Annotated in this window: 12 protein-coding genes; all 12 read right to left on the bottom strand. The window is 49.9% G+C overall.

The features are described 5' to 3' along the window. Window positions 1-22: 22 nt before the first annotated feature. Complete coding sequence (locus tag L1F29_RS14745; protein ID WP_258389054.1) at window positions 23-892, bottom strand: carbohydrate ABC transporter permease; 870 nt, start codon at window positions 890-892, stop codon at window positions 23-25. A gap of 848 nt (window positions 893-1,740) precedes the next feature. After that, window positions 1,741-2,631, bottom strand: coding sequence for a carbohydrate ABC transporter permease (locus L1F29_RS14740; RefSeq protein ID WP_258389053.1), 891 nt, complete (start codon window positions 2,629-2,631; stop codon window positions 1,741-1,743). Between the two features lie 316 nt (window positions 2,632-2,947). After that, complete coding sequence (locus tag L1F29_RS14735) at window positions 2,948-4,483, bottom strand: response regulator (protein ID WP_258389052.1); 1,536 nt, start codon at window positions 4,481-4,483, stop codon at window positions 2,948-2,950. A gap of 12 nt (window positions 4,484-4,495) precedes the next feature. Beyond that, a complete protein-coding gene (locus L1F29_RS14730; RefSeq protein WP_258389051.1) occupies window positions 4,496-6,226 on the bottom strand; it encodes a cache domain-containing sensor histidine kinase in 1,731 nt (576 codons plus the stop codon). A 376-nt stretch (window positions 6,227-6,602) separates the two neighbouring features. After that, window positions 6,603-7,034 carry a hypothetical protein gene (locus L1F29_RS14725; protein ID WP_258389050.1) on the bottom strand — a complete coding sequence of 144 codons (432 nt, stop codon included), beginning with the start codon at window positions 7,032-7,034 and terminating at the stop codon, window positions 6,603-6,605. 4 nt (window positions 7,035-7,038) lie between these two features. After that, window positions 7,039-7,386, bottom strand: a complete 348-nt coding sequence (locus L1F29_RS14720; RefSeq protein WP_258389049.1) for a hypothetical protein — start codon at window positions 7,384-7,386, stop codon at window positions 7,039-7,041. 133 nt (window positions 7,387-7,519) lie between these two features. Continuing rightward, window positions 7,520-7,789, bottom strand: coding sequence for a CD3324 family protein (locus L1F29_RS14715; RefSeq protein WP_258389048.1), 270 nt, complete (start codon window positions 7,787-7,789; stop codon window positions 7,520-7,522). 257 nt (window positions 7,790-8,046) lie between these two features. After that, a complete protein-coding gene (locus tag L1F29_RS14710) occupies window positions 8,047-9,213 on the bottom strand; it encodes a Ger(x)C family spore germination protein (protein ID WP_258389047.1) in 1,167 nt (388 codons plus the stop codon). 6 nt (window positions 9,214-9,219) lie between these two features. Continuing rightward, window positions 9,220-10,701, bottom strand: a complete 1,482-nt coding sequence (locus L1F29_RS14705) for a spore germination protein (protein ID WP_258389046.1) — start codon at window positions 10,699-10,701, stop codon at window positions 9,220-9,222. Further along, a complete protein-coding gene (locus L1F29_RS14700; protein WP_258389045.1) occupies window positions 10,685-11,791 on the bottom strand; it encodes a GerAB/ArcD/ProY family transporter in 1,107 nt (368 codons plus the stop codon). The genes L1F29_RS14705 and L1F29_RS14700 overlap by 17 nt, the downstream gene beginning before the upstream one ends. Window positions 11,792-12,301: 510 nt before the next feature. Further along, window positions 12,302-12,709: a glutamate ligase domain-containing protein gene (locus tag L1F29_RS14695; RefSeq protein WP_258389044.1), complete on the bottom strand. Its 408-nt coding sequence runs from the start codon at window positions 12,707-12,709 to the stop codon at window positions 12,302-12,304. A gap of 65 nt (window positions 12,710-12,774) precedes the next feature. Beyond that, the gene (locus tag L1F29_RS14690) at window positions 12,775-13,401 is read right to left on the bottom strand and encodes a glycoside hydrolase family 25 protein (RefSeq protein WP_258389043.1); all 627 of its coding nucleotides are present in this window, start codon (window positions 13,399-13,401) and stop codon (window positions 12,775-12,777) included. Between the last annotated feature and the right edge of the window lies 1 nt (window position 13,402).

The raw sequence follows: 13,402 nt of genomic DNA, 5'->3' as shown, positions 1-13,402 counted from the left end.
GACTCTCGTATCGTTGAACCGATTACTGTTTGATACCGGATAACGCGATGCTTTCAATGATGTAACGCTGCAGGAAGAGGTAGACGACGACAATGGGAATCAAGCTGACCGCCGTGGCGGCCATAATAATCGCCGGCTGCTGATTCAGCCCGTTATTATAGGTAAACATGGCAAGTCCAATCTGGATGGTGTATTTGGAAGCCGATTTGAGTGCGAGGAGAGGCCACAGCATGTCGTTCCATACCCCCAGGAACAACAGGATGATCATGGTGGCGATGATCGGCGTGCATAAGGGCAGATAAATTCGCCAGAATACGCTGATTTCACGAGCGCCATCGATGATCGCCGCTTCCCGGAGCGCAGACGGCAGCTGGTCGATGAAAGCTTTGGCCAGAAACGTACCGAACGCATAATTGAGCGCAGGCAGGTAAAAAGCCCAGTACGTATCGATTAAGCCGATTTTGCTGAACAGCAGATATTGCGGGATCATCGTCATTTCGAACGGGATCATCATCGTGCTGAGCGCCAGCAGTAGCACGGCGTTCGAGCCCTTGAACCGGAGCTTGGACAGCGCATAGCCCGATAGAAGCGCGGACATGGCGCTCACCAGGATGACGCCGACGCTAACGAGAAACGAGTTGAAGATATAGTTCATCATCGGAATGTTGGTGAAAGCTGCCCGGTACGGCTTGATGGAAGGTTCCTCCGGCCACAGCTTCGGCGGAAAGGTAATGTTCAACCGGGCTCCCCAGTCGAAGCTGGTCATAACCATCCACAGGAAAGGGACGATCATAACGAGAGAACCGGCCAAGAGAACAAGCGTGATGACCCATTGCCCGGTCGATCCCCTTCTCTTTCTCGGTACAGCAGCGAGTGCGACTTGTTGTGACATCACTTTCCTCCTAAAAGTTTTGTTGGAGCACTACTCCTTTGTATAATCTTCGTAAACAAAACTGACTTCGGAAGCATACGCTTAGTTTTGTTGAAGCACTACTCCTTTGTTACTCTTCGTAAACAAAACTGACTTCGGAAGCATACGCTTCGTTTTGTTGGAGCACTACTACTTTGTTTACTCTTCGTAAACAAAACTTGCTTCGGAAGCATACGCTTCGTGTTGTTGGAACTCTACTACTTTGTTTACTCTTCGTAAACAAAACTTGCTTCGGAAGCATACGCTTCGTTTTGTTGGAGCTTAGCGGAGCAGGAAGAATGATTCTGAAGAAGCGCCAGCGGTCGCCTTTGTTACCGGAGTTCAACCTATAAATTGGATTCAAAGAAATCCGGGAACAACAGCGATCGGAAGAACATTCTGCCTGCGCAGCGGCCTGCTCTTTATTTCTTGCTTCGGAAGCATACGCTTCGTTTTGTTGGAGCTTAGCGAAGCGGGAAGAATGATTCTGAAGAAGCGCCAGCGGTCGCCTTTGTTACCGGAATTCTACCTTTAAATTAGATTCAAGGAAATCCGGGAACAACAGCGATCGGAAGAACATTCTGCCTGCGCAGCGGCCTGCTCTTTATTTCTTGCTTCGGAAGCATACGCTTCGTTTTGTTGGAGCCTAGCGAAGCGGGAAGAATGATTCTGAAGAAGCGCCAGCGGTCGCCTTTGTTACCGGAGTTCAACCTTTAAATTAGATTCAAGGAAATCCGGGAACAACAGCGATCGGAAGAACATTCTGCCTGTGCAGCGGCCTGCTCTTGAACGCAGTATCCGCTTCGGACTTGCATTTTCCGGTTTGTCTGCTAGTCGAAACTGCTTTTCCGGCGATTCATGATCAACAAGAACATCGTCAGAATCAAGATGATGACAAATAACAAGTAAGAGGCTGCCGTAGCCATGCCCATCTGCGAGGCAAGAAACGCACTGCGGTAGATGTACAGGACGGACGTCATCAAGCTGCCATCCGGGTTGCCCGCCGTACCCCCGATAAGCCAAACGTCCGAGAACCTCTTCATGCCGCCGATCGTTCCCATAATGAACATGAACACGAAGATGGGACGCAGGTACGGAATCGTAATATGCCGCCACTTGCGGATCCCGCTTGCTCCGTCAACCTCCGCCGCCTCGTATAGATCACGCGGAACGCTTTGCAGGCCGGCCAGAAAAATGATCGTATTGTACCCAACCGCCCCCCACATGCTCATGATCACGATACTGAAACGGGAAAATTGCGAATTCGTAAACCAGCCGACAGGCTCGATGCCAAGCCAGCCGATCACATAGTTTAACAGCCCGGCCTGATCCGGATAGAACAGAAACGAGAACAATAAGCTGGTTGCTACCGCGGAGACCACATTCGGCAGAAAGTAGACGCCCTTGAAGAAATTTTTGCCGAAATTCCACTTCAGACTGTTAATCAGACTTGCGGTAATAAAGGAAAGCCCGATGCCAAACAGCATGGATAGAACGCCCATAAAAACGGTGTTATACAACGACTTCCAGAAGATCGGGTCATTCAAGATGTAGCTGTAGTTGCTCAGTCCGACCCATTTGGCCATCGAGCCGCTGCCGCTTGTCTGTTGAAAGCTCATGTACAGCGCGGCAAGCATCGGATAAATGGCGAATGTGAGGACACCGATTAAGAGCGGCGCGCTGAACCCGTAGCCTACCCAGTCGGTCCGGGTAAACCTCATGCGCCGCTTGAACGGACGGTTCCCCGAATGCGCTTCCAATTGTGAGTATGACGATAAAATGATGAGACCTCCTTAATCTATTATTCAATTCGTTCTATCGGAGCAAACGAGCCGTACAGGGACTATCGGTTATCCGGAGCACCGTCCGTCAAGCGTTAGCTTCGATAGCGATTCTTCTGCATTGTACAGCGCATTTCGGCACGAGCCCATGACCGGATTTCGGATGTTGCCGCACATTCTTCACATTCTTCTAACGCTTCGGGCTGCCCATGCTGCCGGCGTGGACGATCTTCAGAACAAGGTGGACATAAGCTCGTCATTTGCAGCACCTCGTCGTCTTAAATTCGGTCGGGCTCAGTCCGGTATGATTGCGAAAGACACGGCTGAAATAGCGAAAATCGCCGAAGCCCGTTTGCTCTGCAATATCATGAATCGTTTCCGCGGTATTCACGATGAGCTCCTTCGCTTTCTCGATTCGGATCGCATTCAGATAGCGGATAAAATTCGTGCCCGTCTCGGCTTTAAACAGCTGGGAGAGATAATTTTTATTGAGAAAAAACCGGGCAGCCGTACTTTCGAGCGATACTTTCTCCCGATAGTGGCTCATCAGGTAACACTGGACTTCATGGACAATCTTGCTCCCGCTTCGCCCTTGTAAATTGCTGCGGGTCCGGAAAATATACCGGCAATAATCCTTCATCCGCTCTGCCGTACGCTGACAGCTCCATTGCAGCTGAAACGCTTGGCCGTCGAACGATTCCAGCGCTTCATACACCGCCCCTCCGGCCAAGGCGCTCAGTTCCATGACCGCAACGCGGAGAATGGAGGCCGCTTTATCGACGCAATCGTATGCGGCTGCCAATGAACAATGGGAACGGTTCAACAGCTCGAAGCAGCGATGGACCGTTTGTGCCGCTTCCTCTTCCGTTCCTGTCAGAAGAGCCTGTATCAAGCTTGTCCGGAATGAATGGTTAAACATGGCGCGGATTTGGTCATCGGCTTCGGCTGAAGGCTCCTTCCTACAGTCGCTGTAACACCGGATTCCATCCGCCGCACTGAAAAACTGATCATTGGCTGCCGTTTTCGCTTCGGCGTATGCCGTCCGCAAACGGCTGGGAGATTCGCAGAAATCGCTGACGCCGAAACGGATTTCATGCCCCGTTCGCTTCACGACATGTTCGCCAATCCGCTGTAAACGGCTTTTCACTCGGCTCAAGCAATCATGAACGCTCTCTCCCGGCATACAATCGAATAATAGCGCCAGTTCCCCTTCCTCCGCTTGAAACAAGTCCAACTCGACGCTCTTCTCCTCCTCAAGTAACAGGCTGATCTCCAGGATCGCCCGATGCCGGGAAGCGATGCACGGATTCACCTGCATCACGGCCAACGCAAACCGTTCAAGTCCGGGCCTGAGTCCATAGAGCATGGCTGACTCGCTCAATGTATCATGCCTGGAACGGGTAGATCGTGACCATTCGATGGTACGCCGGTTCGCCGCATTACGGATACAAGTCATCAGTTCCTCCGGCCGGACCGTCATTTTCAACAAATAATCCGAGGCGCCGAGCAGCAGCGCTTCCTTCACAAGCTCGAATTCGTCGGCGCAGCTAAGCACGATACAGATGCAGCCGGGATCGCGCTTCTTCACCTCGCGAATCAAGGATATGCCGTCCATGACGGGCATTTTGATGTCCGTTACAAGAAGCTCCGGCTTCCACTCGTGCCAGTGCTCGAGCACCTCCCGCCCATTCGATGCTTCCTCCACCTGATCAGCACCCAGTGCGGTCCAGTCGACCGCGTGCCGAATGCCATGGCGTACGATCGCTTCATCGTCCACAATAACGACATTCATGCTACTTGCCCCCTATATTTGCTTGTTTGGCAATGCTACGGTAACCGTCGTCCCGACATGCCTTTCGCTCTTCCAATCCACGCCAAACTGGCTGCCGAAATATAACTTGATCCGCTTGTCCACATTGCGCATGCCGACATGCTCTCTCCGCTCGGCGCCCGGGTCGCGTTGAAGGCCCGTTTCATCCGCGGCTCCAACTCCGCTATCGGCAACCTGCAGCATAATCCGGTCCCTCTCGTACCAGCCTTTTATCGTAATCAGGCCGTGCCCGCTCTTGGGCAGCACACCGTGGAAGATCGCATTCTCAACCAGCGGTTGCAGACTCATGCGGGCGATTGGCGCTGAACGGATGGAATCGTCCATTTCATAGACAACATCGAATTTGCCGGGATGGATCATGGTTTGAATGGTAATGTACGCGGCCAAATGCTGTAATTCTTCACCGATCGTGATGATCGGCTTCTCCAGCTGGAAGGCGCTGACGAGGACGATATTCATCGAGGTTAAGATGTCGAATATCGAATCGGTTTGCCCCATTCTGGCCAGCCAGCGGACATTGTTCAGGGTGTTATAAATGAAATGAGGGTTGATTTGCGCCTGCAGCGCACGCAGCTCGGCCTTCTTCTGCTTCTCCCGTTCGTCATGGATGTGCCGGAACGACCGCCTGAGCCTCCGGATCATCCGGTTAAAGCTGATGATTAAGTAGCCGATTTCGTCATTATTGCCGCGTTCGCGCTGCCGGTAGGTGATGAGCTGTTGATTGCCTACGGTTCTCATGAAATGGGCCAGTCTGACAATCGGCCTTAGGAACCGGTATGCGATCACCAGGGCGAGCGTCATGCCTATGAGGAGCAAGCCAAAATTCAAGGCCAGCTGCAGGTTCAGTATGGCAGCGGCGTCCTTGAGCAAAGCCTTCTCCGGTATAATGCCGACGATGTTCATCGGCTGGATCCGCCGGTCATTGCCGGATACGATCATATGGCCGTAGCGTATAAACGACGCGCGTTCTCCGCCCGCCTCCTTCAGCATTTCTTCTCCATCATGGGGCATCTCCCCGATTCGGGCCGGTTCCATTAATATTCCTTGCCTGTCGACGAGAAACAGCTGCTCATCATAATGCTTTTCCCGTTTTTGGACAATATCCGTGATACGTTCTGCCTTAATCGTGACGATGATGATTCCTTCCATTCGGCTCGTATGGCCGGAAACGATCTTGCGTCCTGCAAACAGAACCGGCCGGTTCGCTTTCGATGGATCAAAAACGAAGGTGGGATAACCGATCGGTGAAACAACCAGCTCGCCCTCACTGCCCATGATTTTGCGGTAAATATCCGCTCTCTGAAGCTGACCCATATCGATCGGCGCAGTGCCGGCAGCTTGCAGATCATTGCTGAGCACCAGAATGTCCTCGATGTAGTCTCTGCCGCCGCGCAGTCCGGACAAATCGTTCTGCAATTGCAGCTTACGGTCGTCAAGCTCCAGGCCATCGAATAGATTTTTGCTCAAATAGAAAAGAGAATTCGTCATCAGGTCTACGTCGCGAAAGTAGAAGTTGAGCTCATTATTCATCGAACCGATGTAATGCTCCGCATAATAGGCCGTATTCTTCTTGATCACACTGCTCGTGAACGCGTAACCAGCCGTACTGCTGACGACTAGAATGAAGCCGTTCATAATAAACAAGTACACGGCAAGCCGTATGGACATATTCCGGCTTGGCATCATCCGTTTGCTACCGGCCATCGCGCTTCACTCTCCTATGAATAGGCTATTGAACACGAAATCGGAATATCTGACCATCATAAGGGGACTGACAAGCAGTTACCTTATACGCGCTGATCATTCATCATATCTCCGAGCCCCCTTCCAATCTATTTGATGGTTTCCAGTTCATATTATCAGACAGCTGCACAAATCGGCAGCGATACGGACCTGTACGAAATGCACGTATATTTCATGGTTTATGCCGGACCCCGAAGCCAGTGGTTGAACTTCAGACGATGTACGTATTATCCGCAATGCAAGAAAGCGGAGTCTCTCCTGAAGAGAGCTCCGCTTCCTTATCCGCCCGCTGTTTTTCGGGCGGCAGTATCGTATTATTCCGACCCCATCTTCCCCCTTAAAGAGGATGGTTAATATGGCTTGGTTTTTTCGGGAACAGCACCTTCAGAAGTATGCGCATTTCATTATTCAGACCGCTATCGTCGTTCCAGCTGCCCACCTCGCGGTAATACATCAAATAATCCTCGATATCATGCTGCCCAAAGAGCAGATGCATGAAATATTCAAGCGGCTTATGGATGTCCTGGAAAAGGTAATCCGGATTGTCCTGCCACGTTATATCCAGGATGCGGCCTTGATGAAACCGGATCTTCAGCACCTTCTTGTATTCGAACAGCTGTAACGTGACGCTTCTGGTGTACCCGCAAATATAGGAGCCGGCAAGCCGCTGTTCCAGCACGGGAGCAATCCGCAGCAGAAACGCACTCATATCTGCAATGCGGTAATAATTCTGCTCCGCAGGACGGCTCCTGCTATAACAGGACTTCATTATTTCATAGACCGGATTGCCCCTCGCGCAGGGAATACGTTACGGCTCCAACCTCGCGCCCTTGATCAGCGAGGAGACGGTCACCATAATCGATCAAATAGCCGTTGACGTAAGGCACGACTTCCATCCATGACACGCCTTCCGTCAGATCCATCATATAGGTCCCCATTATGCCGTCGCAGAAAGTATTGTGCACGAATACGCCTAGCCGATCGCCATTCCTCTCAATCACCCGGTATTGATCCCGGTTGTCTTCGAAATAGTCGAAGACGAACATCTGCCAATACCTTTTGTTATAAGGGAATGAAACCAAATTGTGCTTGGCCGCTTGAAGGTGTATCCCTCCATTCATGTCAAGACCTATACCATGAGTATAGAAACGGGTTCAGACGATATATAGATAAAGAACGTTTTATAACCAATTCTTGCACGCAAAAAAAAGACCGGTCCGTTCACCTTAGGAACCGACGGGTCTCTTGATACGGTCACGAGCGTTTGGAATATACGATTTTCTTGATGCTGTCATAGGAAAGACAATACCGGTCGGACAGCTGCTCGATTTCAGCACCAAGCTTGAACTCGCGCCGGATCTCCTCATTGCGGTCGCAAAGATACTGTCTGTAACCGGAGTTTTCGCCCCACTGCTTGCGTATCCCTTGAGGATTCGGTATATACAAGAATTCACCTTGAACGTACTTCTGGACTTCTTTGACCAGCGTTTCAAGCCATATCGCATTTGCTTTCACATATTTCATCATGCTCCACCCCTTAAAATTAAATGTTCATTTTAAGGCGGCAAGGTCTACATCATAAACAGCCGCGGGATCGTTGAGAGATCCCTTGCAGTGTTTAGCATCCAGACATTGCCGGGAGCGGATTAATTCTTAGCACCGCATAACGAATTCCTCCTCCCGATGCAGCCGAAGCGTCGATTGCCAGTATAAACCAATTTTTACCTATCGTTCAACGAAACCCGCCTTGATCGGATTCTCCTTACCCGGTCCGATATCCGCTAATTGATGCGTTTGATGTGTTTATTTTTCTCCGAGCCGGTATGCGTGATATTGATATCGAGATGGATATCTCGAATCGTATCTTCGGCAAGCAGCTTATCCTCTACCGACGACATGGCTTTCCACTTCGGGTAATGATTCCGGTAGAGATTATGTTCCAGGTTCAGCACGTCCGTCTTTTTCTTCCTCCCCGCCTGGTACGTCTTTCTTATTTCCCGTTCGATCGCTTCCTTCGTCTTATCGGTTAATTGTTGAAGTCCCATCATGTCGTTGCCGTTCCGGTTTACCATGTAGCCGGTCGCTTTCAAACTAATATCGTATTTCGGATCGGAACCCCCGTGAACCAGCTTAAGCCTGGATTTCGGATTATCGAAGACAAGCTGAACCTTAGGCTCCGACGGACTGGGAACAGGAATGCCGGCGCGTACGGAACCTTTCTGCACCCAGCGGAGTCCGGCCAAATCTTTCAAACCGATATAGCTGCGATACGATTCGTTCTTGAGAAAGATCGCACCGTCAATCATAAGTTTCGGATCCGTCTTCTCTTTCTCGGACCATTGCTCCTTGTTCACTGCAAGTGTCGGTATGCACGAGGTAAACCCGGGTTCATAGGTCTGAGCGATCAATCGGTGAAGTTTAACGGCTTTAATAAGGGATGTCTGCGTATAGATTCCTTCCGGTTCGTGCAGAATCGTCGCAAGCGGCGATCTCCCGAAAAATCCGGAGGTGGAAAAAATATCCTTTATCGGTTCTTTCGTTCCATAGACCCAAGGAGTCAGCCGAAATTCGTAATACCGGCTGATACTGTCGGTGATGTTTGCGAATCCTTGCTTGAATGCCGATTCACTTATTAAAATCGCAGTCACGTGTCCCCAATAGATTCTCTCTTGAGCCGACCGGTAGATATCGAATAACGACTCCTCAAAAGACTCCCCTTTCCCCTCGCCCACCCATGTTTTTGCCGGCTGTTTCTGGGTTTCCGTCGTTTTGGCTACCGATTGAAAATCGATGAACTGAACATATCCGTAATATTGGCCGTCTTTATAATCCACTCCGATGGCTGACGCATAAACCAGCTTCTCAATATCATGAACGTCTGTAGCGCAGCCTGAACCTAGCATCAAGACCGCTGTCAATGCCAATACGCATACCGACTTATGCTTCAATGCCGATCACCTTTTCCATTTGTTAATCATCGACGATGGGATCCGGGATCTTCTGAACGGATTGATTAGAAATCCGCCCAGCCACTCCTTCAGCTTCAATGAAGCGATCGGCTCAAGAAAGGCTAGTCCGAAGGATTCGAGCCGGCATAGATAGATCAGGATCGCAAACATGCTTAGGAAGAACCCGTAGATGCCGAGATAGGAAGATACCAGCAGAATGAACGCCCTGAGTATGCTGACGGTTCCCGACAACGATTGATTCACCAAACAGAACGTCGCGACGGCCGATATGGCAATAACGACCAGAAGCGTTGGCGATGCAAGCCCTGCCCGGATAAGGGAATCGCCGATAATCAGGCCTCCGACAATTCCGATCGTCTGTCCGACGGCCTTGGGCAGTCGAATGCCCGCTTCTCGAAGCAGCTCGAACTGAAATAACAACAGCAGCGCCTCAAGGAACGTAGGAAGAGGGATGCCTTGACGCGAAGTGACGACCGTCGCTAAGAGGGCATACGGAATCTGATCCAGATTCACAGTTGCAATAGCGACCCAGAAACCCGGCAAGAAAATACTGAGAAGCAGGCCTATAATTCGAAGGGACCTTTGGAACATCACATAATAGTAAGGGAAATGGACATCTTCAGGGGTCTTTAATTGCTCCAGAAAGTTGCTTGGCCCGATTAGCACCATGGGTGAACCGTCGACAATAATGGCGAACCGTCCGCGCAGCAGCGTTTGGATGACAAAGTCGGGGCGGCCGATATAATCGATTAAGGGAAACAGCGAGAACGACCGGTCCGACAACCATTGCTCCAATTGTCCGCTGCTTTCAATGCTTTCGGCCTGGAAGGTAGTCAATCGATTACGCGCTTCGGCTATGATGTCCGGATTTGCTTTATGGCTTAGATAGAGAAGCGATACACGGGTTTTGCTCAAGCTCCCGAGAACGAACTGTTCACTATACAGCAAACCGGTTTGCATCCGTTTTCGAATAAGCGACATATTCGTGTATATGTCTTCCATGAAAGCGTCCTTAGGTCCCTTGATTGAAATCTCCGTATTGGATTCTTGCAGCGCTCGCTGCGGGACGTCGGAAATATTGAACGCCCAGAAGGAGGTATCGCCTTCCCGATAAACGATCAAGCTTCCCGTAAACAATCTCGTCACCATATCGCCGATCGTATGTTTAATATCGAATAAAGGCAATTCATCCGAACAGGCCGAACGTAAGCTTTCATTGGGCGACGACTGATTGACGGCGTACTGGCACATCCTTGCGAGGTACTCGTTTAGTTGAACTTTATCGATCATACCTTCGCAATAGAGTGCCGTCAGATTATCCCTCTCCTCCATTTGGGGAAGATTCGGGAAGCTGATGTCCGAATAACGGGAGAATGCTGTCTTGAGCTCGGCAACCGTCAATTTACCGCTGTGCAGCCGGGCGTCCAGTTCCGTATAGAGGGCGTCTTCCTCAGGTGACCGATTCATTCGCCTTCCCTCCCTTCTTCTTCTTCGGCAGGCAGACTGCTGCCAGGAGTATACCCGTTATGATGATTCCAAACCAGAGCGAGTACGTGTAAAAGTAATTATGAATTAACTTCTGCACCAGGATGTCGCTCAACTCCATAAGCGTCGGCAAGGACATGATAGCCGTCACGCTGAGCATTAACGATTGTCGGAATATTGGTTTGATGGATCTGCCGCCGAGAGTCTCGGACACTAAATGTATAATAAGCGCCGTCCTTAGCACACTCCCGGACATCAACTGAAATACGGCCAGAAAGTCGACATGGGAAATTTGCCTGCCGAGCATGACCAGCCTCCACTGCTCGAAGGCGGGAAAGCGCATATTTCCGGCCTGGAAAGGGCCGAATGCTGCAGTGGCTCCAATCGTCGGCCCCATAATCAAACCTATCAAGATGGTTAGCAGTACGAACAAGGTGCCGTAATTCAACGGCTTCTTCAACTTATACTGCAAGAGCAGAATGATCAGCAAATCCATACTCCCGCCGAACACAATCGCCCCGCCTCTAATATCGGGGAGAATGCCTTCCGTAAAGACGGGATACAGCATGCCATAGTCCTTGCTGCTCATCGTCATGGACGATACGCCGAATCCCAATATCCATACGAGCGGCAGCAATGCGGCAGATAAGTAAATCAACGTTTTCAGACCCGAACGGGCTGCATTATAAGACAGCAGGATGAAGGTGAGTGTTATAACGAGATTGGGCGTATGCGGCAGAAAATAAATGTTAATATTTTTGACGGTGTCGAAAATAATCAGCGTCCCTGCGATGAGCAAATAGAAAGCCAGCCCACCGGTCACGATCCGGCTTCCGAACTTTCCGATTCTCTCGATTAGCCAACTGTCGAGCGGTGAGGTCCGCATCGATCTTAAGATCACATATAAGATCACACTCCAGCCAATCAAGACCAGGTAAGCGACGATGATACTGATCCAGGCATCCCGTCCCGCGGCTTGGATAAGATGGGGAATGATTAGAACATGATTCGATATTCCAAGCGATAGCAGCAACAAAAAAATTAGTTGCAGTCTAGAGAAGGATACCTCCACTGACATACCTCCAGGATACAGGGTTATACATTATCTGGTATAATCCCCTTCCCGGATTCGTTTATGCAGTCTGCCGGTGAATCTTATCATAAAGTTAATCAATATGTGCCTATGTATCTGCTATGATTAAGTTTACTCACGTGTCCATAATCGTCATCGCAGCTCTATTCCATGCAGCTGTTCAATCGCATGAATGAAAAAAGACGAACCTGTGGTCCGTCTTTTTTCACTGGATACATTCAGCGGTAACTAAAACTCAAAATCATTTGCACGCGGCTCCCAGCGCACGATGCTGCGCTGCATGCTGATCGAATTGGTTTGCTTTTGCTAACGGACACAAGATACGCTTAATCCTTAAAAAAACTCATACTTGACATCTTACGGTCATACGATGCGTTATTGGCAATGAAATCGTGGGAATCAGCTTATAATCAGCCGAATAGCGGATCTGATCCTATGTCCGCAAGAATATACTATACCAGCGGATCTCATGTCCGTAACGTATCCACGTTAGTCGTTATATTCTAGCTTCCTTCCCCCATCCGCGCGCCGACCCGCGAATCGCTTCCCGTGCCTCTTCTTTCGGTCGTCAAAATGAACGGTGGTGTCCTCCAGAACCTGATACGTCTCGTGACCTTTGCCTGCAAGAAGAACGACATCGGAGGGTTCGGCGGCTTGTATTGCTCTCCATACGGCCTGCTTCCGGTCTTCGATGAGCTCATATCGATCCGCTGGATAACCGGCTTCGCGCAGCCCTTCCTCGATGTCAGCCAAGATTTGACCCGATTCCTCAGAGCGCGGATTATCGGACGTGACAATAACATAATCGCTGTAATGAGCTGCGATCTTCCCCATCACAGGCCGTTTCGTACGGTCCCGGTCTCCGCCGCAGCCGAATACGGTAGTGATCTTCTGCATATTCACCTGCTGCCGGGTCGGTGATCTCTCTATGTGAGCTGTACCGAATGTAACATCCAGTAGGTTTAACCTTTAAGTGCAACTAATGAAACCGCTGCGTTTAGGTCGACGTTATCATCGATTCCGTCCACTTTACCGTTTTCGGTATATTGCCAAACCGTCCATTGCGTCCACCCCCCGCCGTCAGGCGGTGCCGAAATATTGCCATAGTTAGCAATCCAAATTGGAAGATCGGATAAATCGTATTGAAACTGCTGATAAAGATCGATGAACCAATTGCCGGTGTAAAGCATTACCTGCCGGCCAGTTTCTTTTTTTACATAATCTACAAACGTACGGACCCATTGAACAAGATCAGAAACGCTAATCTTGTTTGGATCTTTAGGCGACTCTAGGTCTAATACAGGCATCAAATCGGTTGGATTACTTTTTAATAACTTGACGAAATGCTTTGCTTCATCTTCAGCACTGTACTTTTCGGGTCTGGCAAAATGATACGCTCCGACCAATAAACCGGCTTTTTTAGCTTCTTCAATGTTCTTGGAAAAATTGGGATCTATGCTTGTTGTATTTTCGGACGCTTTTATATAGGCGAATTGAACTTCTTCCGACCTCACTTTGCTCCAATCAATATCTCCTTCCCAATGTGATACGTCAATCCCTTTCACATTCTCGTCTGAGCGAGTTTGCATC

The organism is Paenibacillus spongiae (genome assembly GCF_024734895.1).
Taxonomy (GTDB): Bacteria; Bacillota; Bacilli; order Paenibacillales; family Paenibacillaceae; genus Paenibacillus_Z; species Paenibacillus_Z spongiae.
This window is presented reverse-complemented; position numbering and strand designations above follow the sequence as displayed.

Excerpts from the sequence above, each read along its gene's own strand:
- L1F29_RS14725 (WP_258389050.1), bottom strand. The coding sequence starts at position 7,034 with ATGAAGTCCTGTTATAGCAGGAGCCGTCCTGCGGAGCAGAATTATTAC.
- L1F29_RS14730 (WP_258389051.1), bottom strand. The coding sequence starts at position 6,226 with ATGGCCGGTAGCAAACGGATGATGCCAAGCCGGAATATGTCCATACGG.
- L1F29_RS14745 (WP_258389054.1), bottom strand. The coding sequence starts at position 892 with ATGTCACAACAAGTCGCACTCGCTGCTGTACCGAGAAAGAGAAGGGGA.
- L1F29_RS14705 (WP_258389046.1), bottom strand. The coding sequence starts at position 10,701 with ATGAATCGGTCACCTGAGGAAGACGCCCTCTATACGGAACTGGACGCC.
- L1F29_RS14735 (WP_258389052.1), bottom strand. The coding sequence starts at position 4,483 with ATGAATGTCGTTATTGTGGACGATGAAGCGATCGTACGCCATGGCATT.
- L1F29_RS14690 (WP_258389043.1), bottom strand. The coding sequence starts at position 13,401 with ATGCAAACTCGCTCAGACGAGAATGTGAAAGGGATTGACGTATCACAT.
- L1F29_RS14720 (WP_258389049.1), bottom strand. The coding sequence starts at position 7,386 with ATGAATGGAGGGATACACCTTCAAGCGGCCAAGCACAATTTGGTTTCA.
- L1F29_RS14695 (WP_258389044.1), bottom strand. The coding sequence starts at position 12,709 with ATGCAGAAGATCACTACCGTATTCGGCTGCGGCGGAGACCGGGACCGT.
- L1F29_RS14740 (WP_258389053.1), bottom strand. The coding sequence starts at position 2,631 with ATGAGGTTTACCCGGACCGACTGGGTAGGCTACGGGTTCAGCGCGCCG.
- L1F29_RS14715 (WP_258389048.1), bottom strand. The coding sequence starts at position 7,789 with ATGAAATATGTGAAAGCAAATGCGATATGGCTTGAAACGCTGGTCAAA.